Source organism: Parasaccharibacter sp. TMW2.1882 (assembly GCF_023337635.1).
GTDB lineage: Bacteria > Pseudomonadota > Alphaproteobacteria > Acetobacterales > Acetobacteraceae > Bombella > Bombella apis.
In genome coordinates, this window is the sequence record NZ_NWUT01000003.1 from 132682 (window position 1) to 155906 (window position 23225).

23 protein-coding genes are annotated in these 23225 nt (G+C 59.5%); 13 read left to right on the top strand and 10 right to left on the bottom strand.

Features of this window, described 5'->3' with window-relative positions; translation table 11 throughout:
- Positions 1-48 precede the first annotated feature (48 nt).
- A complete protein-coding gene (locus CO583_RS08190) occupies positions 49-1542 on the bottom strand; it encodes a glycosyltransferase family 39 protein (protein ID WP_248630741.1) in 1494 nt (497 codons plus the stop codon).
- Positions 1543-1827: 285 nt separating this feature from the next.
- Between CO583_RS08190 and CO583_RS08195 the strand changes: the two genes are divergently transcribed.
- The 6 genes from CO583_RS08195 (at position 1828) to rfbD (ending at position 8480) form a co-directional block, all read left to right on the top strand.
- Positions 1828-3177, top strand: a complete 1350-nt coding sequence (locus CO583_RS08195; RefSeq protein ID WP_156878792.1) for a glycosyltransferase family 39 protein — start codon at positions 1828-1830, stop codon at positions 3175-3177.
- Between the two features lie 126 nt (positions 3178-3303).
- Complete coding sequence (locus tag CO583_RS08200) at positions 3304-4716, top strand: mannose-1-phosphate guanylyltransferase/mannose-6-phosphate isomerase (RefSeq protein ID WP_081562406.1); 1413 nt, start codon at positions 3304-3306, stop codon at positions 4714-4716.
- 214 nt (positions 4717-4930) lie between these two features.
- The gene (gene rfbB / locus CO583_RS08205) at positions 4931-5986 is read left to right on the top strand and encodes a dTDP-glucose 4,6-dehydratase (RefSeq protein WP_043559038.1); all 1056 of its coding nucleotides are present in this window, start codon (positions 4931-4933) and stop codon (positions 5984-5986) included.
- Positions 5983-6906 carry a glucose-1-phosphate thymidylyltransferase RfbA gene (gene rfbA, locus CO583_RS08210; protein WP_227449732.1) on the top strand — a complete coding sequence of 308 codons (924 nt, stop codon included), beginning with the start codon at positions 5983-5985 and terminating at the stop codon, positions 6904-6906. The genes rfbB and rfbA overlap by 4 nt, the downstream gene beginning before the upstream one ends.
- A 77-nt stretch (positions 6907-6983) precedes the next feature.
- On the top strand, positions 6984-7544 hold the full coding sequence (gene rfbC, locus CO583_RS08215; RefSeq protein WP_081562405.1) for a dTDP-4-dehydrorhamnose 3,5-epimerase: 561 nt from the start codon (positions 6984-6986) through the stop codon (positions 7542-7544).
- A gap of 45 nt (positions 7545-7589) precedes the next feature.
- Positions 7590-8480 (top strand): dTDP-4-dehydrorhamnose reductase, encoded by an 891-nt coding sequence (gene rfbD, locus CO583_RS08220; protein ID WP_248630742.1) that lies wholly within the window; start codon positions 7590-7592, stop codon positions 8478-8480.
- A 79-nt stretch (positions 8481-8559) separates the two neighbouring features.
- On the opposite strand, the gene CO583_RS08225 is transcribed toward rfbD, so the two are convergent.
- The 6 genes from CO583_RS08225 to pqqA form a co-directional block, all read right to left on the bottom strand.
- On the bottom strand, positions 8560-9357 hold the full coding sequence (locus tag CO583_RS08225) for a polyprenol monophosphomannose synthase (RefSeq protein WP_081563323.1): 798 nt from the start codon (positions 9355-9357) through the stop codon (positions 8560-8562).
- A gap of 167 nt (positions 9358-9524) precedes the next feature.
- A complete protein-coding gene (pqqE, locus tag CO583_RS08230; protein ID WP_081563322.1) occupies positions 9525-10631 on the bottom strand; it encodes a pyrroloquinoline quinone biosynthesis protein PqqE in 1107 nt (368 codons plus the stop codon).
- Between the two features lie 20 nt (positions 10632-10651).
- The gene (pqqD, locus tag CO583_RS08235; protein ID WP_081562403.1) at positions 10652-10954 is read right to left on the bottom strand and encodes a pyrroloquinoline quinone biosynthesis peptide chaperone PqqD; all 303 of its coding nucleotides are present in this window, start codon (positions 10952-10954) and stop codon (positions 10652-10654) included.
- A gap of 29 nt (positions 10955-10983) precedes the next feature.
- A complete protein-coding gene (gene pqqC / locus CO583_RS08240) occupies positions 10984-11715 on the bottom strand; it encodes a pyrroloquinoline-quinone synthase PqqC (RefSeq protein ID WP_043559033.1) in 732 nt (243 codons plus the stop codon).
- Complete coding sequence (gene pqqB, locus CO583_RS08245; RefSeq protein WP_043559430.1) at positions 11712-12629, bottom strand: pyrroloquinoline quinone biosynthesis protein PqqB; 918 nt, start codon at positions 12627-12629, stop codon at positions 11712-11714. The genes pqqC and pqqB overlap by 4 nt, the downstream gene beginning before the upstream one ends.
- Positions 12630-12796: 167 nt before the next feature.
- Complete coding sequence (pqqA, locus tag CO583_RS08250) at positions 12797-12877, bottom strand: pyrroloquinoline quinone precursor peptide PqqA (RefSeq protein ID WP_043559425.1); 81 nt, start codon at positions 12875-12877, stop codon at positions 12797-12799.
- A gap of 256 nt (positions 12878-13133) precedes the next feature.
- Here pqqA and gmk point away from each other — a divergent pair, with 256 nt between their 5' ends.
- From gmk to hisD, 3 genes are read left to right on the top strand one after another with little or no spacing between them, the layout of a single operon-like run.
- Positions 13134-13757, top strand: a complete 624-nt coding sequence (gene gmk, locus CO583_RS08255) for a guanylate kinase (RefSeq protein WP_043559423.1) — start codon at positions 13134-13136, stop codon at positions 13755-13757.
- A 49-nt stretch (positions 13758-13806) separates the two neighbouring features.
- Positions 13807-14499: an ATP phosphoribosyltransferase gene (hisG, locus tag CO583_RS08260; protein ID WP_043559032.1), complete on the top strand. Its 693-nt coding sequence runs from the start codon at positions 13807-13809 to the stop codon at positions 14497-14499.
- The gene (gene hisD / locus CO583_RS08265) at positions 14499-15791 is read left to right on the top strand and encodes a histidinol dehydrogenase (RefSeq protein ID WP_081562401.1); all 1293 of its coding nucleotides are present in this window, start codon (positions 14499-14501) and stop codon (positions 15789-15791) included. The genes hisG and hisD overlap by 1 nt, the downstream gene beginning before the upstream one ends.
- An 82-nt stretch (positions 15792-15873) precedes the next feature.
- Here hisD and CO583_RS08270 read toward each other — a convergent pair whose 3' ends face one another.
- Positions 15874-16650: an alpha/beta fold hydrolase gene (locus tag CO583_RS08270; protein ID WP_043559029.1), complete on the bottom strand. Its 777-nt coding sequence runs from the start codon at positions 16648-16650 to the stop codon at positions 15874-15876.
- Between the two features lie 235 nt (positions 16651-16885).
- Here CO583_RS08270 and CO583_RS08275 point away from each other — a divergent pair, with 235 nt between their 5' ends.
- From CO583_RS08275 to CO583_RS08290, 4 genes are all read left to right on the top strand, one after another.
- Entirely contained in the window at positions 16886-18175 is a 1290-nt protein-coding gene (locus CO583_RS08275) for an O-acetylhomoserine aminocarboxypropyltransferase/cysteine synthase family protein (RefSeq protein WP_081562399.1), read from the top strand.
- 97 nt (positions 18176-18272) lie between these two features.
- On the top strand, positions 18273-18743 hold the full coding sequence (locus CO583_RS08280; RefSeq protein WP_086431576.1) for a RidA family protein: 471 nt from the start codon (positions 18273-18275) through the stop codon (positions 18741-18743).
- Positions 18744-18912: 169 nt separating this feature from the next.
- Positions 18913-19161: a DUF3297 family protein gene (locus CO583_RS08285; protein ID WP_043559024.1), complete on the top strand. Its 249-nt coding sequence runs from the start codon at positions 18913-18915 to the stop codon at positions 19159-19161.
- Between the two features lie 56 nt (positions 19162-19217).
- Positions 19218-20507 (top strand): Nramp family divalent metal transporter, encoded by a 1290-nt coding sequence (locus CO583_RS08290; protein ID WP_081563321.1) that lies wholly within the window; start codon positions 19218-19220, stop codon positions 20505-20507.
- Between the two features lie 6 nt (positions 20508-20513).
- Here CO583_RS08290 and CO583_RS08295 read toward each other — a convergent pair whose 3' ends face one another.
- Both CO583_RS08295 and CO583_RS08300 read right to left on the bottom strand, forming a co-directional pair.
- Complete coding sequence (locus tag CO583_RS08295) at positions 20514-21008, bottom strand: flavin reductase (RefSeq protein WP_248630743.1); 495 nt, start codon at positions 21006-21008, stop codon at positions 20514-20516.
- Between the two features lie 162 nt (positions 21009-21170).
- The gene (locus tag CO583_RS08300) at positions 21171-22889 is read right to left on the bottom strand and encodes an alginate export family protein (protein ID WP_081562396.1); all 1719 of its coding nucleotides are present in this window, start codon (positions 22887-22889) and stop codon (positions 21171-21173) included.
- Between the last annotated feature and the right edge of the window lie 336 nt (positions 22890-23225).

Sequence of the window (23225 nt, forward strand, 5' to 3'; positions counted from 1 at the left end):
CGGGAGAGGGAGAAGCCGCCTTTTGCAATCATGGCGCCTGCGGGAGGGTCAACGGATCCTCCTGTAGATTATGAACCCGCTGAAGGCATAGCGTGGGGGATGTTCGTAGATCATCTCATAATGCTGTTTGAGCTCTCTTGTGAGAACAGCATAGGTATCCCGGTTGATGGACATGTCATGCTCGGTATCGTCGGCAGAGAGGAGAATGTAGAGGGGTTTCTGGGCCAGTATGGCTTCGGTCTCCTGCACAGGGTCGATGCCCAGAGCGTCCCGTTCCGTATCGGCGCTGAGATGGGCCGAAAAGGGGAAGCGTGTCAGATGGCAATAAGGGACACTGTCCAGCAGAATATCCGGCGTGTCGTAATTGAAGACACAGCCGACAGGGGATGAAAGACGGGAGACGGCCTGCCGCAGGGTGGAAAGATCGCTGGCACGGTTGATCTTCTTTTCTGTGTCGTAGGTGCGGATGCCCCCCCATACCAGCAGCAGCACGAGCCAGAGACGGCTGAAAGGGGAGGCCCAGAGTGGTGCTGCGGTTATGAAAAAGGCCGGATAAAGGGGCAGGGAATAGTGTTTGGTAAAGGTGTTGAAGAGGGCAAAACCGGCAAAGGCTGTCCATGCCCACCCGCCAAGGAAAAGGGAGAGAGGCTGGCAGTGGGCGGTCTGTTTTCTGAAGAGAAAGCGCAGGACTGTCGTGCCGAGCAGGATGCCCAGCATGACAAGGCACCAGTATACATTATGCAACCACTGGTGCAGAGAGGCAGCCGGGATGGGTTTTTTCAGGAAGATGGAGACGGTGTTGGCAAACCACCATTCCTGGAAGTGGCCGTCCAGCGCATAGAACAGCATGACAGCCAGTGTTGGCACGAGGGCAAGCCCACACCAGATGATGGCATGGCCCATGACCTGCTTCAGGGTACCGCCCTGCTGGTAGGTCAGTCCCATCAGGAACAGCCCGACATAGATGCCTTCAAAAACGACAGATGTTTTCAGCTGGAGAGCGATGCCAAACAGCAGCATGACTCCCGCTCCCGTCTGGAACAGGGTGAGGCGGGCCTGCCCGGCCATGAACCGTGCGACCAGCAGGATGGCCCAGACGACCAGCAGATTATAGAAGATGGGCGTCTGGCCGCCGCAGCCCTGTGAGTTGGCAATCCAGACCAGATAGAGACAGCCAGCACAGAGGGCCCCTCCGACCGGGGCGATGAGGCGGGCGACTTTCATGCACAGGATGGACGTCGCCCAGGCACTCAGCAGGGCAATGGCCTGATAGGCCCAGATGCGGTAAGGACCGAAAAGGTGGAAAAGTTCATAGAGCAGAAAGATGCCGATGGGTTTTCTGTCCCATATGTCGACATAGGGCAGTTCGCCATGCAGCATTCTGCCACCGACAAGCATATAGAATTCTTCATCAGCGAAGATGAAGGGATTCCCGAACACCATGAAACGGGTCAGGATTGCCATGACAAACAGTAGAGAGTACGCTACGTACTTGCTGTCCAGTGACCGGGCAAGGCGGTCCCGGAGTGAATTATATGACATGCAGGTGGCCAGTTAAGTATAAGGACGATTTTCTTTAGAAGAAAACGAGAGCGCATTCTATACGCAGGACGCATGGGGTCAAATATATTTGGCTGTTTCAGGCAGTAAATCGTTATATTTTTTTGTGCTACAGGGCCCTTTGTAAAGGAAGTGTTAGGAATAAGGCGATGTTTTTTTCAGGGGTTGGATCCGTTCATGTCTAAAAAAGAGGACAGTTTTGTATGGCCCTGGTGTCTGGCCTGGGCAGTTCTGTTTCTTCTGACATGTCTCCGGACTGTACTTGTCATGTTCCATCATGTCCCGCTGGACGTCAATGAGGGGTGGAATGCCCAGCTGGCCAGCTGGACAGCCGGTGGAGATCACCAGCTTTATTCATCGGACCGGGGTTTTGTTTTCAATAATTACCCGCCTCTTTCTTTTGTATTGATGGGCGGGCTGGTCCGGCTCGGGTTCGATGCCATCATTACAGGCCGCATCCTGTCCTGCCTGTCCGTTCTTGCATCGGCCGTGTTGATCGTCCGCATCATCCAGGTCGTGACAGGCAGACTTCCGGTGGCCCTGGCCACGGCCTCCCTGTTCCTTGTCACGGCGAATACAGCCTTCCAGGGTTACTTCGGGATGAATGACCCACAATGGCTGGCCCAGGCCCTGATGTTGGGGGGGCTGTACGTGGCGGTCAGCCGGAATGTGGCTGACCTGACATGGCGGCGCCTGTTTCTCTGTGCTGTCCTGATCGTGCTGGGGGGCTTTACCAAGCATAATCTTGTGGCCTTGCCGCTGGCCCTGTCTGTCTGGCTGCTCTGCATCGACCTGAAAAAAGCCGTCCTCTGGGGCATGATGGCGGCCGGGCTGCTGCTGGTCGGGTTTGCCAGCTGCTACGAGGTTTACGGGGTCAGTTTTTTTCGGGATGTTTTTCTCCATCAGCGGGTCATCCGGTTGGGACGGGTCATTCATGGCCTGCGGCAGCTGCCCCTCATGGGGGGGATGCTTCTGGTCGGGCTTGGGCTCTTCTTCCGGCAATGGCGCTCCCTGAAATGGCAGGACCCGGCCTGTCTGGTGGGGTTGTTTCTGGCGTTCGGCTGTCTGTTTGGCTGTCTTGAATCGCTGGGCGAAGGTGTTGATTACAATTGCATGTTTGATGCCTTTGTGGCGGCGACCCTGTTGTGCGGGATCGGGCTGGCCCGTCTTCCAGAGGGGCCGGAGCAGAAGCAGCGCTTTGTCCGGGCCTGCTGCGTGATGAGCCTGCCCCTGCTGTTCCTGCTGCCGCTGTGGGGGGTGACTTCTTACAGGCAGGTCCAGACGGTCAGTCTGAAAGACCGTGAGTGGCAGACCTACATACAGGCGCTGAAGATGCACAGCACATCCCTGCTCTGTACGGATATGGCCCTGTGCTACTGGGCGAATAGCCGTGATGCCATTGATGGGTTCAATCTTTCACAGGCGCTGAAGAAAAATCAGGATATTGTGGCCTTGCGTAGCGTGATCGCCCAGCACCGGTTTTCCCTTGTGCAGCTTTACGGTACCTCGGCCCATTACAGCAGCGGCAATCTCACTGTGGATAGCTGGCTGGCGAAGGCTGGCTATCGGCCAGTCATGGATAATGGTGAGCTGATTCTTCTCGGATACGTCCACTGAGGCAGGGAAGCTGCCAGAGTTGTGGCGGCGGCTCTATCCGGTAGCCGCATGAACATGGTATCATAATAGCTAACATGATTTTTATGACCAGAGGCTGGATGACAGCCTGCGCTGGAAAGGTGTGCGATGATTGTTCCTGTTGTTCTCTCCGGTGGGTCCGGAACACGACTTTGGCCGGTCTCCCGTAAAAGCTATCCCAAGCAGTTCTGTGCTCTGCTGAGCAAGGACACGCCGTTTCAGGAAACTGTGCAGCGGACACGGGCGCTTGGGCTGGAGGCCGCCCCCATTGTGGTGGGGAATCGTGAGCATCGCTTCATCATGGCTGAGCAGCTGCGGCAGACAGGCATCGAGGCAGCGAGTATCATTCTTGAACCGGTTGCCCGCAATTCTGCTGCTGCCATGGCTGCCGCCGCTTTCTGGCAGGCCCGGCAGGACGAGGAGGCCATTCTCTGGTTCATGCCAGCCGATGCTGCCATAGAGGGGCAGGAAGCGCTGAAGCAGGCGTTGGAGCAGGCCTGTGAGGCCGCCCGGCAGGATTATATCGTGACCTTTGGCATCCGGCCGAACCGGGCAGAAACGGGCTATGGATACATCCAGCAGGGCCCCCTCCTGGATGGGCAGGAGAATGCCTATCACATTGCCCGTTTTCTGGAGAAGCCGGATGCCGAAAGGGCCAAGGTCCTTGCCAGTGATGGGCAGCATCTCTGGAACTCGGGAATGTTTGTGGCCCGTGCCCGTGTCTTCCTTGAGGAACTGAAAAAATACGAACCGGCCATTCATGAGGCCGTGTCCCGTGCAGTGCAGGAAACCAGCTGCGACCTTGGCTTTGTTCAGCTGGCCGGAGAAACTTTCTCCCGTGCCCCATCCATTTCCGTGGATTATGCCGTGGCGGAGCGGACGGATCGTGCCGCAGTCGTACCGTCCAGTTTCTCCTGGATGGATGTCGGCAGCTGGGATGCCGTCTGGGAGCTGACCCCCAAAGATGAAAACGGTAATGCCGTACAGGGCAACGTGTTTCTGGACCGTGCCCGGAACTGTTACGTCAAGTCCGATGGCATCGTGGCGACCGTGACCGGTGTGGATGATCTCATCATCATCGTGACGGGGGATGCCGTCATGGTGTCACATCGGGAGCGGGCGCAGGACATCAAGCACATGGTGTCACGCCTGCGGGATGAGGGCCATACGGAGGCGGAACAGCATGTCCGCATGTACCGCCCATGGGGATTCTATGAGAGTCTCATCCAGGGGGACCGTTTCCAGGTGAAGAGGATCCATGTCAGTCCCGGGGAGAAATTGTCCCTCCAGAAGCACTTCCACCGTTCGGAGCACTGGGTTGTCGTGGCGGGTACGGCCCTCGTGACACGGGATGACGAGCAGATCACGGTGCGGGAGAATGAGAGCATCTATCTGCCGCTTGGCTGCGTACACAGGCTGGAGAATCCGGGTCGCATCCCTGTCACGCTGATCGAGGTGCAGTCCGGCCCTTATCTGGGAGAGGATGACATCGTCCGTCTGGATGACGTGTATCAGCGGTAGGTGCCATCATCGTTACTATTACTGGCAGGAGCCCGGACATGTGGCCCATGTATCGGGTGGACTTTCAGGAATGGAAACCGTTTTTTTGCCTGATATGTTTATTATGATTTTTGCCTGATATGTTTATTATGAACAGAGGGTAGCGGGAATATTGTCGGCAGTGGGGGGCTTTTGGGTAAAGTTCCCCCGACAGATTGATGGATGAGGAGGCATGATGAGGGTTGCGGTAACAGGTGGATGCGGCTTCATAGGGTCCGCTGTCGTGCGGCACCTCATGGAGGGGACCAGCCATCAGGTTCTCAATGTGGACTGCATGACCTATGCAGCCTCCGAGGAGACGGTGGCTGCCGTGGCGTCCGATCCACGCTACCGTCATGTGCGTATTTCCATCAATGACCAGCCAGCCGTGGAGAAGGCTCTGGCAGAGTTCCAGCCGGATGCCATCATGCATCTGGCAGCAGAGAGCCATGTTGACCGCTCCATCGAGGGGCCGGGTGCCTTCATTCAGACCAACATCGTGGGGACGTATTGTCTGCTGGATGTAGCCCGCCGGTACTGGATGGGGCTGGATGGGGCGAAGAAGGCTGGATTCCGGTTTCTTCACATCTCGACGGACGAGGTTTTCGGTCATCTGTCACCGGAGGATCCTCCTTTTACGGAGGAGACGGCCTACGATCCCCGCAGCCCGTATTCGGCCAGCAAGGCGGCTTCCGACCATCTGGTGCGGGCCTGGTACCATACCTATGGTTTTCCGGCCTTCGTGACGAACACGACCAACAATTACGGGCCTTGGCATTTCCCGGAAAAACTGATCCCGCTCATGATCATCAATGCGCTGGAGGGCAAGCCCCTGCCTGTTTACGGCAAGGGCGAGAATCTGCGGGACTGGCTCTTTGTGGAGGATCACGCCAGGGCACTGGTCCGGGCTGTGGAGCATGGCAGACCGGGTGAGACTTACGCCATCGGGGCCAGGCAGCCCCGTAGCAACCTGGAGGTTGTGCGCAGGATATGCGCCCTGCTGGATGAGCTGGAGCCGGACCCGGCCGGCCCGAGGGAGCGGCTGATCACTTTTGTCAGTGACAGGCCGGGGCATGACTTCCGGTATGAGATTGATCCCAGCCATGCCGAGCGCTGTCTCGACTGGGAGGCGGAGCACGATTTCGAGACAGGCCTGCGCAGGACTGTCCAGTGGTATCTGGATAACAGGGCATGGTGGCAGCGCCTGCGCCGCCAGCGGTACGATGGCCGGAGACTGGGAGCTGAGGCATGACGGGTATGCTGAAAGAAACGACTGACCAACCGCCAACAAAGGGTATCCTGCTGTCCGGTGGGTCCGGGACGCGCCTGTACCCGATGACGCTGGCTGTCTCCAAGCAGCTTCTGCCTGTCTATGACAAGCCGATGATCTATTATCCGCTGACGACCCTGATCCTGGCAGGGATACGGGATATCATGATCATCACCACGCCGGATGATCAGGCGCAGTTCCAGCGTCTGCTGGGCACGGGTGAGCAGTTTGGCGTGACTTTCACCTATCGTGTCCAGCCGAAGCCGGAGGGGATTGCACAGGCTTTTCATATTGCCGAAGACTGGATCAATGGTGCGCCTTGTGCCCTGATTCTGGGGGACAACCTCATTTTTGCTGATGGGCTGCGACATATGTTGCGGGATGCCACACAGCGGTCTCATGGTGCGACGGTATTCGCCTATCAGGTGCGGGACCCGGAGCGTTATGGCGTTGTGGCATTTGATGAGGCTGGGCGGGCGCTTGATATTATTGAAAAACCGGTCACACCTCCCTCCCAGTGGGCGGTGACAGGGCTGTATTTCTATGATGGGCGGGTGTGCGACTTTGCCCGTCGGGTGCGTCCCAGTGATCGTGGTGAACTGGAGATCACGGATCTGAACCGCATCTATCTGGAGGAAGGAACGCTGGAGGTGGACCGGCTGGCCCGTGGGTGTGCGTGGCTGGATGCTGGAACACCGGACAGCCTGATGCAGGCCGGTACGTTCGTGCAGGCCATCCAGTCCCGGCAGGGGCTGCTGGTTGGTTCACCAACGGAGGCAGCCTATCGCATGGGATTCATCTCCCATGCGCAGCTTCTGGAGACAGGCACCAGGATGAAGAAAACGCCGCTTGGGCAGATGCTGCTTTATGTGGCAGCAGAGAGTGGGCCGGTAGTGGTGTGAGGCTGCCTGCCCCGGTTCTGCCCGTCCGGGAGGCTCCTGTATCGGGCCATGAAACAGAGAGATGAGGAGATGACGAGATGAAGGTTGAGGCACTGTCCCTGCCCGGCATCGTGAAGGTGACGCCGGCCCGTTTTGGGGATAATCGAGGGTTCTTCTCCGAGACATACAATCAGAAGAGCATGGCTGCGGCTGGCATTCCTGATACGTTCGTGCAGGACAACCAGAGTCTGTCCCGTCAGAAGGGTGTGGTGCGTGGGCTGCACTGCCAGCTGGCCCCTCATGGGCAAGGCAAGCTGGTGCGGGTGACACGGGGGGCCATCTGGGACGTGGCGGTAGATGCACGCACTGGCTCACCGACTTACGGCCAGTGGGTCGGTGTTGAACTGTCGGCTGAAAACTGGTCCCAGCTCTGGCTGCCTGTCGGGTTCCTGCATGGTTTTGTCACGTTGGAGGAAAATACCGAGGTGCAGTACAAATGCACCGGTTTTTATGACAAGGCATCCGAGCGGTCCGTGCGCTGGGATTGCAGCCAGATCGGGATCGACTGGCCGGTGGCCCCGGGGGAGGCTGTTCTCTCGGAGAAAGACCTGGAAGCCCCTTCCTTCGAGGCTGCCAAGGGGTGGTTCGAGTACCGGTGAGTCCCGTGCGGGCTACGTGTTTTCTGGCATGAAAGGGTCTTCATCATGACGAAGCCTTCCATTCTTGTGATCGGCCGGACAGGCCAGCTTGCCACATCCTTGAGAGATCAGGGCGGGAAGCATGTCGTGACCGTTGGCCGCCCGGAGGTGGATTTTGCAGCCCCGGAGACATTGGCTGCGGCCATTGAGACATACCAGCCTGATATTATTGTCAATGCGGCGGCCTGGACGGCGGTCGATCTGGCTGAAACGGAACAGGAAGGGGCCCGGCAGGGCAACCATGCTGGCCCGGCCCGTCTGGCTGAGGAGTCTGCCCGCCGGGGGATTCCGTTCATTCACGTCTCGACGGATTATGTCTTTGATGGCCGGAAGGGAGCGCCCTATCTGGAGAGTGATCCGATCAATCCTGTCACGGTTTATGGACGGACCAAGGCTGATGGGGAGACGGCTGTTCTGAAAGCGCAGCCCCAGAGCATCATCCTGCGGACGGCATGGGTCTACTCCGCTCATGGCAAGAATTTCGTCAAGACGATGCTGAATGCGGGGGCAAAGAATCCCCACTTGCGTGTGGTGGGGGATCAGCGGGGAAACCCGACCTCGTCCGATGATCTGGCCGCTGTGATTCTGGGCATCATCGGGACGATCAGACAGACAGGCTGGCAGGATTCCTATGCTGGTATTTATCATGCTACGGGCGCTGGTGAGGCCACATGGCATGAGCTTGCCTGCCACGCTCTGGAGGAAGCCGCCCGTCATGGCCAGCCCATGCCGAAGGTAGAGGCCATCACTACGGCAGACTGGCCCACACCGGCGGCCCGCCCGGCGGATTCCCGCCTGGACAATGGCAGGCTGGAGCGTGTTTTCGGGCAGAAAATGCCAGACTGGCGTGACAGTGTGGCCCGGACAGTCAGAACCCTGCTGAAGCCTGAGGCCTGAAGAGGCCCTGCCGAAGGGGATGAAAAAAGGCCGTTCCCAATGGGGCGGCCTTTTTTCATATCAGCGGTGGCGCTGTGAATCAGGCTGATCGTTTGCGGGACAGCAGGCGCCATCCAGCCCAGAAGAGCCCGGCACCCGCAAGAGCTGTCGTGCCATAGGTCAGCCGGGGGCGACGGCGGAAGCTGTGTTTGGTCAGCATCCGTGCAAAGGAGAGCATGACGCCAGAATCCAGCTTGCTTTCCCCATGGGCCCTGTCCCGGAAATTCATGGGAATTTCCTGAACCCGCAGAGGTTCAGGCCGGGCGATCATGATGTCCAGAAGGATTTTGAAGCCCGTGCCATCCAGCCGGGGGGCACGGTCCATGAAGACGGAACGCCGCATGGCAAAAAAGCCGCTCATCGGGTCTGTCAGGGGGACATTGAGAAGCTGGCGGGCTGTCCAGATGCCGGTATTGGAGAGAAAGCGGCGCCAGACGCTGGAAAGCCCCTCATTGCTGCCACCCGTGATGTGCCGGCTGGCAACGGCGATATCTGCCCGACCATCCCGCAGGGCGGCAATCATGTGGGGCAGACAGCCTTCATCATGCTGGAGATCGCCGTCCATGACAGCAATCAGGGGAGCAGACACGCTGAGGGCCCCTTCAATCACGGCGGAGGACAGCCCTCGCCGACCAATACGCAGCAGCCCCCGCACGTAGGGTTTCTTCTGGGCCAGCTGGCGGACAGCTTCCATCGTGCCATCGGGGGAGTTGTCATCCACGAAGACAACCTCCCATGTCATGCCACTCAGGACGGTCTCCAGAGCATCTACGACGGGGACAACGTTCTCGACCTCATTGTAGCATGGGATGATGATGCTGATCTCAGGGGCGGTCATAGCAGATTCCATGTGAGGGGGATGTCCACTAATAAGGGGGATGACAGGTGAGCGCAAGGTAATGACCCTGCCCGTGCGGGATGCCATAATATCTTGTTAATGGAACTGCTTCCCATTATTTCAGATGTGTAAATGAAGTTCTGGTGCTTCTGGAGACAGGGGGCTGTTCAGAAAGTCTTTTGGCCCATACGACGATAGATGAACGCCTGTTCGTCAGTCTGTTCTGCTTCTGCAATGGCGTCATCAATCAGGTGGCGATGGGGAGAGAGGGAGCAGACAGGGTCGGTCTGGGAGGCATCTCCGAGCAGGGCCAGTGCCTGGCAGCGGCATCCGCCCCAGTCAATTTCCTTGCGGGCGCAGGAGGCACAGGGCTCCGGCATCCAGTCAGTTCCCCGGAAGAGGGTGAAAGCCTGTGAGTGGTACCAGATATGGCTGAGTGAATGATCCCGCACATTGTCGAAGTGCAGGGAGGGGATTGTTTCCGCTGCATGGCAGGGCAGGACATGGCCGGAGGGTGAGACGTTGAGAAAGCGTTGCCCCCAGCCCCCCATGCAGGGTTTGGGGCGTTCGGCATAATAATCTGGCGTGACATAATCAATGGCCAGCCCGCCTTTTGCCATTTCGGCCTCGACATGGCGGCCCGCCTCTTCCAGCTGTGTGCGGGATGGTAGCAGGGCTGCCCGGTTTTTCAGGGCCCAGCCATAATACTGGGTATGGGCCATCTCGACACGCTGGGCATCAAGCTGGCGGGCGAGAGCAAACATGGCGGGAATGCGGGAAATGTTGGCCTTCTGCAGTACGAAGTTCAGCGTCAGGGGGATGCCGGCCTGCGTGATGAGGCGGGCTGCCTCCAGCTTGCGGGGCTGGACGCTTTTAAAATCGCTCAGCCGGTCCGCTTCTGGTCCATCGGTATCCTGAAAGGAGAGCTGCACATGGTCCAGCCCGCTTTCATCAAGCCGTTTCATGGTCTCAGGTGTGATGAGAACACCAGACGTGATCAGGTTGGTATAGAGGTTCAGCCTGTGGGCATGGGAGATGAGGGTGTAGAGGTCCGGGCGGGCCATGGGCTCCCCGCCAGAGAAATGGACCTGAAGGACGCCCATTCCGGCTGCCTCCTCCAGCACACGCAGCCAGTCTTCCGTGCCAAGTTCCTGTGCCTTGCGCTCCAGCTCCACAGGGTTGGAACAGTAGGGGCAGGAGAGCGGGCAGCGGTGTGTCAGCTCGGCCAGCAGGCTCATGGGAGCCGGGGGAGGCGTGGAGGTTCCGTCTGTCATGGGGCTGTCTGGTGTCCCGCTCACAGCCGGAGAATCCTCTTCTCCGTCAGCTCGGAGAGCAGGGCGAGCACATCCGTGGCAATCTGTTCCCTGGGGGCCTCGTAGCGTGCTGCCAGCCGGTCGATGACCGTACCGAGACGGGTCTGTCCATCCAGCTCCTGGAGGATGGCAACAGCAATGGGGTCTGCCAGCAGGGCCCGCTCGGGGGCCTGGATCACCCATTGCTCCCGCACCCTGTCATGCTGGAGGCGGTAACCCCGGCTGAAACCGGGACAGTCATCTTCAGTCACTCTGACAGGTGGCGTGGGCAATGGGGAGGACATGGACAGCTTTCAGACGGGCAGGAGAGGAATCAGGGTGTTTCAGGGACGAACGCACCGGGCGGAACATGGCCTTCCACATAGGCATGGTCCAGAGCATCAAGCAGCTGCCAGAGGATGGCGCATTTGAACTCCAGTGCACCGAGGACCTCCCGCTGCTGCTCCGGCGTGCGGGCATGTTCCTTGACGTAATTCAGCGCAAAGGTGGAATCCTGCGGGGCCTGTGTCAGGCGGGGTTTGAAGTAGGCCAGCGTATCTTCTGAGATGTAGGGATAGTTGCGGAGCATCCCCTCCATGCGTTCCCCGATGATGGTCGGTGAGAAGAGTTCTGTCAGGGAGGAGGCAATGGCCGCCAGGATGGAGCGGTCCCGCACGAAGGCCACGTAGGCATCCACGGCAAACAGCGTGGCAGGCAGCAGGCCCTTCAGGCTCGTCACATAGTCATCATCAAGCCCCAGGCCGTTGGTCAGCTTCAGCCAGCGGGCAATGCCGCCGGGGCTTTCGGCCGTACCGTCATGGTCTTCAATCCGGCGGCGCCATTCACGGCGCAGCTCCGTCGTGGGCAGGCGGGCGAGCAGGGTGGCATCCTTCCGGGGGATCTGGGCCTGATAATAATAGCGGTTCAGGGCCCATGCCTGCAGCTGACCCTTGGTCAGCCTGCCTTCATACATGGCTTTGTGAAGCGGGTGCTGGCGGTGATAGCGCTCCGCCCCGATAGCACGGAGGCGGGCTTCCAGCTCGTCAGGAGAAAGGAGAGTGTTCATGACGGTCCCTCGGTCTTGAGTCTCATCCCGTCTTCACCAATGACCCAGCCCGCCTGCTCGGCTGCCTGACGCTGGGGGCTGTCTTCCAGGAGGACAGGATTGGAATTGTTGATATGGACGAAGAATTTCTTCGGCCTTGTACAGGCAGCAAACTGTCGGAGCGGGCCGTCTGTTTCATTCATGGAGACATGCCCCATGCGGTGCCCGCTCTTGGGGCTGAGGCCCGTGCGGATCATCTCGTCATCCTGCCAGAGCGTCCCGTCAAAAAAGAGCAGGTCAGCCCGGCTGGCACGGTCCTTCAGGGCCTGCGTGATCTCGGCACAGCCGGGGACGAAGAGCATGGTCTTTTGTCCATCGGAGATGGAGAGACCCAGCGTGTCGTCAGGCTTTGTGCCTTCCGCCTCGGCATAAAGGGGCGCCTTGCCGGGAACGGTGAAAACTTCCAGCACAAGGCCAGATGGGGCTCCGTTTTTCAGGAGAAGTGGCACCGTCGTGCCTTCTGAAAGGGCGATGCGGGGAATGATGCTGCGGTCCAGCGCCTCAAAAATGGGATTGCGGTCCAGCTGGGCCAGGGTAGACGGGCTGCCCATCAGAGTGAAGGGTTCTCGTTCCCGCAGGGTCAGCAGGCCGGTAATCGCATCAATTTCCGCCCCTGCAAGAATGACCCCCTGGATCGGCGTCCCACGGGTACTGCCATGCTGCTGGAGGGCCGGGGTGGCGAGAATCTGCTGGCGCAGGTCCGGTGAGGCATTGAGCAGGAACCAGTGAACCCCATCACCGCTGACGGCCAGAGAGGCCTGCGTGCGAGGCTTGGCTTTTCTGCCCTCACGGGCCTGAAGGCAGCCCGGTGCAGCGGAGTTCCATTGCGGGAAACCGCCACCGGCACCGGCGCCCAGAATAATGACATCAAGCACGACAGAGACCACCTTTCCCCAGCAGTGCAGCAGCTGGTTGTGTCCGTGTTATGCACCTGCGACGCTCTCAGGCTACGGACCTGCCCCGCCGATCCATCAGGTGCGGAAACAGGGAGGTCAGGCATGTCTGCCAACACCTCCCTGTCACGCATATGCCCGTGCGGAGATTACTTCTTCTCGCCGCAGACATAGGAGTTGATTTCGCCGCCCAGAGGGATCTCGGTTACTTTCGGTGTGTTCCATGCCATGATGGGACTCCTTTTTTATGGTCAATACAGGCCGTGTCCCGGACAGGAAACGAACCTGCTAAGGCAGGATAGAGCAGAAACAGCCGGAAATGCCAGAAGAAACATGAGAGGCAGCCCGGGCCTGACGGTATTCCGGCCATGCGGTGGGGTGACAGCGGGCCTCTGCTGGCAAAGGAGGTGTTTTTCTGGCAGGAACGGAGGCCGTGGATGGGCAGGCCATCCGGACGGCAGAACAGGGAAGCAGATGAGGCAGGGTATGGTTGAGCAGTCACGACGGGGCGTGTGTCTGGTAATTTCGGCACCATCAGGGGCGGGAAAATCCACCATAGCGCAGGCTCTCCGCAAGGCTGACCCGACCATCTTCACGTCCGTGTCCGTCACGACCCGCTCCCCCCGCCCCGGTGAGGAAGAGGGCGTTCATTATTACTTCCGTGATCTGGAAACATTCCGCCACATGGCGGCCAATGGTGAGCTGCTGGAGTGGGCAGAGGTATTCGGCCGTGGGTACGGCACTCCCCGTGCGCCGCTGGAGGAAGCTCTTGCCGCCGGGCGTGACGTGATTCTGGACATTGACTGGCAGGGCTGCCGCCTGATGCGCCGGGCCATGCCGGATGATGTGGTGGGGCTGTTCGTCCTGCCTCCCTCGCTGGAAGAGCTGGAGTCCCGCCTGCGTGGGCGGAACTCGGACAGTGAGGAGGAAATCGCCTCCCGCATGAAGGCCGCCATGAGCGAGATTTCGCACTGGCCGGAGTTTGATTACGTTCTGGTCAATGATGATCTGGACCGGGCTGTGGAAGAGGCACGGGCCGTGCTGTCGGCCAGCCGTCTGGCCCGTGCCCGCCGCCGGGATGTTGCCGCCCTCTGGCCAGTAGCGGGCTGAAAGCGGCTCTGATAAGCTGGCCCCGTATGTTGCAAGCAGGAGCTTACTGATGACTGATATGCAGGCGAAGACGCCGCTTATTCTGGCCCTCCCCAAGGGGCGGATCCTCAAGGCCCTACGTCCTGTCCTGCATCATACGGGGTTTGAACCGGCGCAGGACTGTCTCGATGAGAGCAGCCGCCGCCTCCGTTTTCCCACGTCCGAGCCGGGGCTGGATGTCGTGCGGGTCCGGTCCTTCGATGTGGCAACCTTCGTGGCCTATGGTGGGGCTGATATTGGTGTCTGCGGGGCGGATGTCCTGATGGAGTTCGATTATCCCGATCTCTATGCACCGCTGGACCTTGGCATTGGCGGGTGTCGCATCGCCGTGGCCCGCCCGAAGGGAAGCGGGGATGAAGAGCCGCCGGAAGGACGGTCCCGGCTGCGGGTGGCGACCAAATATCCGGCCATTGCCCGCCGCCATTTCGCTTCCCGCGCCATCAATGCCGAGATCGTGCATCTGCATGGGGCGATGGAGCTGGCCCCGGCGCTGGATATGGCCGACGTGATCGTGGACCTTGTGGATACAGGCTCCACCCTGCGGGCCAATGGGCTGGAAGAGGTGGAAACCATCGCCCATGTGACCAGCCGCCTGATCGTGAACCGCATCGCCCTGAAAACCCGCCCCGAGGAAGTCGGCAGCCTGATCGAACGGTTCCGGTCTGCCGTTGCCCAGTCTGCCCGGAAGGGAGAGTCCATCTGATGAAACGCCTGAATACGACATCCCCGCAGTTCGCAACGGAGCTGAAGGCCGTTCTGGCCCGCCGTGGTGAGCAGAGCGGCTCCGTGGCGGAGCCGGTACGGGCCATTCTGGCCGACGTGCAGAAACGGGGCGATGAAGCTCTCTGTGACTATACGGAGCGGTTCGACCGGCTGGCCCTGACCCCCGACCAGCTGCGCATCAGTGAGGCGGAGATCAGGGAGACGGCAGACCGTGTTGCCCCGGAGACGAAGGAGGCCCTTGCCCTGGCGGCAGAGCGCATCCGGGCGTTTCATGAGGCCCAGCTGCCCAGGGACCTCGATTATACGGATGATGCCGGGCTGCGGCTGGGGATGCGCTGGACGGCACTGGATGCCGCCGGCCTCTACGTGCCCGGTGGCAAGGCGGCCTATCCGTCCTCCGTGCTGATGAACGCCCTTCCGGCTCATGTGGCTGGTGTCAGACGGCTGGCCATGTGCGTGCCGACACCGGATGGCGTGCTGAATCCTCTGGTCATGGAGGCGGCCCGGCTTTGTGGCGTGACGGAGATTTACCGCATTGGCGGGGCGCAGGCCGTGGGTGCCCTGGCCTATGGCACGCAGAGCATCGCCCCGGTGGACCGCATCGTGGGGCCGGGCAACGCCTTCGTGGCGGAAGCCAAGCGGCAGGTGTTCGGCCATGTGGGAATCGACAGCATTGCCGGTCCGTCCGAGGTCGTGGTGGTGGCGGATGGCAGCAATGATCCCCGTCTGGTAGCGATTGATCTTCTGGCACAGGCAGAACATGACGAGCAGGCGCAGTCCGTCCTGATCACGCAGGATGAAGCCTTTGCCGACAGGGTCATTGTGGCAGTGGAAGAAGAACTGAAAACACTCCCCCGGGCGAAGATCGCCCGCAGAAGCTGGGAGGATTGTGGGGCAGTCGTGATTGTCCGGTCGGAAGATGAGGCGGCCGAGGTGGTAAACGAATTTGCCCCTGAACATCTGGAGGTCCTGCTGGATGACCCGAGAGCCTTCAGCAGGAAGGTCCGTCACGCTGGGGCGATTTTCATGGGGCGGTTCTGCCCGGAGGCAGTCGGGGATTATGTCGGTGGTCCCAACCATGTCCTGCCGACCAGCCGCACAGCTCGTTTTGCCTCCGGTCTTTCCGTCTATGACTTCCTGAAGCGGACGACATCCATCGAGACGGATATGGAGGGGCTGAAGAAGGTCGGCCCCGCCGGTGTGATTCTTGCCCGGGAGGAAGGGCTGGACGCCCATGCCATGAGCCTGTCGGAACGTCTGAAGCAGGGGTGAGGCAGGAGACCCTGTCATGAAGAAAGGGCCGCCCCGGCATGGGAGCGGCCCTTTTTCGTTCTGGACTGGAGGGAGGTTGTGCTCAGCCCCGCAGGAACTCCAGCATCAGGCTGTTGAAGCTGGTCGGGTCTTCCACATGCAGCCAGTGCCCGGTGTTGGGAATGGTCTTGATGTCCGCCTGGGGGAAGTAACCCCGGATGACATCATGATGCTGCGGCTTGATGTAGGGAGAGTTTCCGCCCCGGATGAATAGGGCCGGACCGTCCCATGTCTTGCCCTTGAAGACATCCGGCCAGGACTGGATGACGGGGAAGCTGGCGACGATGTCCGTCACGCCGATGTTCCACCGGGCCGGGTTGCCGGGCGTGATGTGCTGGGCGATCAGCTCGCCAACGGAAGGGTCTTCTGTCAGGTCATGAAGGAACTTGCGGATTTCGGCATGGCTGTTCAGGGCCGGGAGCGGCGTGTGGTACAGCTGCTGCGCCAGATCGTGCTGACCGTGGATCATGATGTCCGGGGCAATGTCCGCTACCAGAAGTTTCCTGAAGCGCTCCGGTGCTGTCAACGCAGTGGCCATGGCCGTCTTGCCGCCCATGGAGTGCCCCACGATGTAGGCGTCTTCAATGCCCAGGGCATCCATGCTTTCCAGCACGTCCTTGGCCATTTCCGGGTAGGAAATGGGCGCATGGGGGCTGTCGCCATGGCATCGGAGATCAAACGCAACCGTGTTGAAATAGGGACTCAAGGCTCTCTGGAGAATGCCGAGGTTGCGGGCCCGCCCAAAAACCCCATGAAGCATGACAACTGTCGGTGCATTGTCCACACCCGTCTCATTGCGAACAAGGGAAGCAAGTTGCATGACTGTAACTCTTTAACGGACTGAAAAAACAAGAAGAAGCGCTGCTTATAGAGTCATTCTGGATAAAATCAATCCTATATTACCTATGAGAGCTATTGCAGTTTCTTCATTTCTGTAAAGAAATGGTTCTGGCAGGAGCTGCGGCAGAGAAGGCATGGAGCGCGGTGCTGGACGGACGGGGGCATTCTCGGGCACGGTGGAGCCGATGTCATGATGCACGCAAGGAGACGCTCCAATGGTCCGGAAGATACAGCACCCTGAAACACTGGCCCTTCATGCAGGCTGGCGGGCAGACCCGGTAACGGGATCGGTCGTGCCACCCATCCATCAGACAACATCCTATCAGTTCGAGAGCAGCCAGCAGGCTGCGGACCGTTTTGCGCTGAAGGATGTGGGCATGATCTATTCCCGCCTGACCAATCCGACCGTGGATGTGTTTGAAAAACGCATGGCGGCGCTGGAGGGTGGTGCGGCCTCCGTAGCTGTGGCGTCCGGCCAGGCGGCGGCAACCGTGGCGATACAGACACTGGCAGAAGCAGGGGACAATATTGTCAGCGGGACGGACCTGTATGGCGGAACATGGAATCTGTTTGCCCATACGCTGAAGAACATGGGAGTGGAGGTCCGTTTCGTGGACCCTTCTGACCCGGCTGCTTTTGAGGCGGCCAGCGATGAGCGGACACGGGCCTGGTATCTGGAAACCCTGCCGAATCCCAAGCTGGTTGTGCCGCCCATGGCGGCCATTGCCAAGGCAGGGCGGGCGCAGGGGATTCCGCTGATTGTGGATAATACCGCAGCCCCTCTGCTGGCCCGCCCGCTGGAGCAGGGGGCTGCCATTACGGTTTATTCGGCCACCAAATATATTGGCGGGCATGGGACATCCATTGGCGGGCTGATCATTGATGGTGGCCAGTTTGACTGGGGGCAGCGTCATCCACTGCTGACACGGCCTGACCCCAGCTATCATGGTGCCATCTGGACGGAGGCCGCCCGCCCGCTGGGGCCGGTGGCCTATGCGCTGCGGGCCCGGGCCGTGCTGCTGCGGGATGGCGGGGCGGCTCTGTCGCCTTTCAATGCGTTCCAGCTCATTCAGGGTGTGGAGACGTTGCCCCTGCGGATGCCCCGCCATTGCGAGAATGCGTTGAAGGTGGTGCAGTTCCTGCAGGCGCGTCGTGATGTGGAGCGTGTGATCCATCCTGCCGTGCAGGAGGGGGAGGCCCGCCAGCGGGCCGAAGCCGTCCTGAAAGGAGGACTGGGTGGACTTGTCGGATTCGAGCTGCCCGGTGGCCGGGAAGCGGGTCAGCGTTTCATTGATGCGCTGGAGCTTTTCTATCATGTGGCGAATATTGGGGATGCCCGGAGTCTGGCCATCCATCCGGCGTCCACCACACATGCACAGCTGAGCGAGGCGGAACAGAAGGCGGCTGGTGTATCGCCGGGCTATGTCCGTCTGTCTGTCGGGCTGGAACATCCCGAGGATATTCTGGCTGATCTGGCTCAGGCACTGGATCGTGCAGCGGGATGAAGGGTGTTTCCCGTCTCTTCCTCTTGGCAAGGCTTTCTTTACGGCGCAGTGTGACGGTCAGCCCATTCAATGAAGTGATGAACAGGAAAGGAAGATCATCATGTCCACACCAGAAAGCCGCCTTGCCGCACTGAACATCGAATTGCCCGTGGCGGCAGCCCCGGTTGCCAATTATCTGCCGGTCGTGCGGACGGGGAATCTGCTGGTCGTGTCGGGGCAGCTGCCGCTGGTGGATGGCAAGCTGCTGATTACCGGCAAACTGGGGGCCGAGGTCTCCAATCAGGCGGGGACGGCCTGTGCCCGGGCCTGTTTCATCAACATTCTGGCCCAGCTGAACACGGCCCTGAATGGTGATCTGTCCCGGGTGCGCCGTGTCGTGCGTCTTGGGGGCTTCATGGCCTGCACGCCGGACTTTACCGATCATGCTGCCGTGATGAACGGGGCGTCTGATCTGGCAGCGGAGGTTTTCGCCGGGGAAGTCGGGCAGCATGCCCGCTCCACCGTCGGGGTGCCCAGCCTGCCGCTGAATGCGCCAGTTGAGGTTGAAGCGATGTTTGAAGTCGTCTGATTGTCCGGTTGTCAGATATGAGGACGGGCCGTCCATCCCTGAGGGGGTGGCGGCCCGTATCACATTGGGGGGTTCTTTTTGGCTGGTTGCCTGTTATGGAGGAGGATCATCATCACCAGAAGCGTGCCGTGGTGGTGTGGCAATACTCTGTAAAAGGATGAATTGACGGATGAGTGATACAGTTCCTGATCGTCTCTCGATCTACCCGGACAGCCCGTACTTCAATGAGGAGATTCTGCTCCGTGGTATTGGGGTCCGCTTCAGGGGAGAAGAGAAGACCAATGTTGAGGAATATTGCATCAGTGAAGGCTGGATCCGCGTGTCCGTCGGGCGGACGCTGGACCGTCGTGGTCGGCCCATGACACTGAAGCTGACTGGCCCGGTTGAGGTGTGGTTCAAGGACAAGGCCGATGCCTGAGCCAGGCAGGTGCGGATGACGGGAGGGGCGGAACCGTGAAAGAAGCTGATGCTGCCATGCCTGTGGGGGATGCCGGACACGGTGCCGTCACAGTGCCGGAAAGGGCGAGCTTCTGGTTCCGCCGGTTTCTGGCGTTCGTGGGGCCGGGCTACATGGTGGCCGTGGGGTACATGGACCCCGGCAACTGGGCGACCGACCTCCAGGGCGGGGCCCAGTTCGGTTATCGGCTGCTGTCCGTCATTCTGCTGGCCAACATCATGGCCGTCCTGCTTCAGGCCCTTGCCGCCCGGCTGGGGATCGTCACGGGGAAAGACCTTGCACAGGCCTGCCGGGACTGGCTGCCCCGGGGGCTGAGCCTGCCTCTCTGGTTGACCTGTGAACTGGCCATCATCGCCTGTGATCTGGCGGAGGTCATCGGCACGGCTGTGGCCCTGAATCTGCTGTTCGGCATCTCCATCATGGCCGGAACGCTGATTTCCGTGCTGGACGTGTTCATTGTTCTGCTGCTCATGCGGCGGGGCATGAGAGCGTTGGAGGCTTTCGTCATCACCCTGCTGGGGATCATTGCTGTCTGTTTTGGTGTGCAGCTTGTCGCAGCGGCCCCGCCTGTTGGAGCGGTGCTGAAAGGGTTTCTCCCCTCGTCAGAGGTTTTTACCAATCCGGGTATGCTCTATGTGGCCATAGGCATCATCGGGGCGACTGTCATGCCCCACAACCTTTATCTTCATTCTTCGCTGGTCAAAAGCCGTACCTATACCCGCACGGATGAAGGGCGGGAGGATGCGCTGCGCTGGGCTACATGGGACAGTACACTGGCCCTGACGCTTGCCCTCTTCATCAATGCAGCCATCCTGATCGTGGCAGCAGCGGCGTTCCATGGCACGGGGCATCAGGACGTGGCGGAGATCAGCGATGCGTGGAAGCTCCTCTCCCCCGTGCTGGGGTTCGGGCTGGCCTCCACACTGTTTGCCGTAGCCCTGCTTGCTGCGGGTACCAACTCCACCGTGACGGGGACGCTGGCCGGGCAGATTGTCATGGAAGGCTTCCTGCATCTTCGTCTGCCCTACTGGGCACGGCGTCTGCTGACCCGGGGGCTGGCTGTTCTGCCCGTCATCGTCGTGATCGCCATTTTCGGGCAGGGCAAGGTGGGTGACCTGCTGGTGTTCAGTCAGGTCGTGCTGTCCATGCAGCTGCCTTTCGCCATGGTTCCGCTGGTCTGGTTCGTGTCCAGCCGGAAGCATATGGGGCGATTCCATCTTTCCCCTCTTCTGGCTGTGCTGTCCTGGCTGGTTGTGCTGGTGATTGTCGGACTGAACATCAAGCTGCTGGGAGATGCCCTTTTCTGAAGCGTGTCAGCAGGGTGTGCATTTCGGGGGCAGATAATGGAAGCTGCGGTCGAACCATGTCAGACCGTGACCAGCTCCGTCTTTGACGGTGATGGTATGCACACGGCAGATCAGCACGTCATGTGTGCCGATGCTGTGGGTATCGTCTATCGTACAGTCGAGCGTGGCAAGGGCACCATCCAGAAGCGGTGAGCCAAGCGGACCAGTCTGCCATGTTCCGTAACCGAAACGGTCTGTAGAAGAAAGGGTGCTGTTGGCGAAAGCGCAGGCAAGAGTGTCATGCCCCTTGCCGAGAATGCTGATGCCCAGCCTGCCATTTTCCAGAAAGGCCCTATGGGACTGGTTGCTGCGGTTCAGGCAGACCAGAACGGTGGGAGGCGTGTCCGTCACGCTGGTAATGGCAGAGACAGTCAGCCCATGCCGGCCTGCTAGACCATCAGTCGTGACAAGAACGACAGGGGAGCCAAGGCGGCTCATGGCGTTGCGAAAGACAGCCTGCATGGCGGACCCTTCTGGTAGTGATAAAACAGGACCAATGAAGGACTGATTATGGACTCATTGTCACAGGGATGCAAATGCCATTCCCGAGAGGTGGGAACGCAGATCGCCCCTGCGTGGTATCACGGCAGGAGCGATCTGGGAAAGGGCGTGTGACGCCGGTGCTCAGTAGGTCAGTGTCAGGGAGGACTGATAGTAGGTTGCGTCGCGGGCACCAACCTGATGCATGGCATGGGAGGTGAGGAAGCGGACGACGTGGTGATCCCATGTCAGATGCGGGCCGAGGCGCAGGCTGGCGGCCATCTGCGGAGCAATGCCGACAAAGGAATCATGATTGTAGGAGTTGAACATGCCGGAGGTGAACTGCCGCTGGAAGATGTTGCGGCCATAGATGGAATAGGTGTCGTCCCCTGCACTGTAACGCCAGTAGATGGGCAGCTTCAGCTGGAAGGTCAGGTAGCTGGTGGGTGAGAAGCTGGCCTTGGGGGCGAAGTCGATCAGGTTCTGGCCGGTCAGGTAGTTGGTCGGGTCCAGATAGTTGGTGTTCACACCAAAGGGTTCGATGTAGGTGTTCACGCTGCCGGTCGTTCCACGGGCACCACCGCCGGAATAGGCATCACCCTGCACACCAATGGTCGGATGCCACATGACATGGCGGAAGTGGTAATCCACCGTACCGTTCATGGACCAGGCATTCACGTTGCGGTTCATGCGGTCATAATGGTTGGCCCTGTTGTAGGACTGGTAGAACGTGCCCTGCTGGTAGGCCCCGCCGAAAGAGAAGCTGATGGGACCGGCCTCACCATGCCAGCGCAGGCCGAAATTGTTGCGCTTCGTGTGGCCGAGGGCGGAGGCGTTGTACATCACGGTCTGCTGGGCAGGGCCGCCATTTATTTCATAACCGTAATAGAAAAGGTTGATGAAAGAATAGCCCTTCTCGCCGAGAAAGTGGAAATCAGGCGGAGCGATGGTGACATTGGCCCCGTACAGCCGTGTCTTGTAATCCAGCGTGTCGTGGAAGAGGGAATTGCCGCCACGGAAGCTGTCCGTATGGTTGTTTTTTGTGTTGATGAAGTAGAAGCCGTCAAAACGGACCCGGTTCCAGTGTTCATAGATGCGGAAACCATCCCAGCTGAGCGGTACGTTCAGCACGTCACGGTTGCCGATCATGTAATCCGGGGCATCCAGGAACTGCTGGCGACCGAAAATGAAGCCGCCATGCCCCCCCGCAGCCTTGCCGCTGAGTTCCACAAAAGCCTGTTGCAGGTCCAGGTTTTTGCGGAACGTACCGTCATAGCTGTATCCACGCCACCCGCCAGCATCGGCATTGATGAGCTGGCCGAAGAAGCGCACGTGCTGGCCTAGATGCAGGTCGGCACTCCAGAGGTTGCGGACGGCAAAGCGGCCTGAATTGAAGGGCCGTGCCTTCATGGAGGTGGTGGGGTCGATGGCCGCACCGAAAACGGGGCGTTTGTCATACCAGTTGTTGAGGCGTGTTTCCCCAGCCAGGCTGAGCCAGATGGACCCGCTGTCATTCAGCTTCATGTGTTTGTAGGAATCGAAGGGATCGCCCCTGTCGCAGATGCCTTTCCCGGGGGCACTGATGCTGTCCATCCCGGCGGGTGTGCCATACTGGGAGACCGGGCCGAAGCCCGTCTCGCTGCCATCGCCCCGTGCCCAGACGCCGTAGGGGTTGGGGGTGGTTTTTCCGTCATCCTTGGGGCAACCACCGGGAGCCGTGTGCATGATGCGGTCCAGAATGCTGCGCTGTTGTGGTGCATCCAGTGTGGAGGTTTCAGCATGAGCGGAGGAAAAAGCAGTGCCGAAACCTGTTGCCAGAAGTGTGGTACATAGGATGGTGCGGGAGAGGGAGAAATGTCTCATTGTCTTCTGTCAGGCTCGTCTGTGAATTGTTGAGCGGAAGAAGACGGGAAAAAATGCTCCTCAACATTGATTTAAGGCAAGAATGTGCAAAAGGTTCTTACAGAATAAACCTTTCACAATAACATGAAAAACCTTTCAGACGGAAAAAACGGACCTGCTCCATCCGTGGTTTTTTCTTGAGATTATCATTATAAAACAGTGGATTATTCTTTGATGTTGATCAGATGTCCTGCCCTGAAAAAGAAGGGTAGGGGGAAATTTTATTACCTATTTATTTATAGGATTTCCTTTTCTCTGTGATTTTCATATAAGATGCACTTGACTTTTTTCACGGAA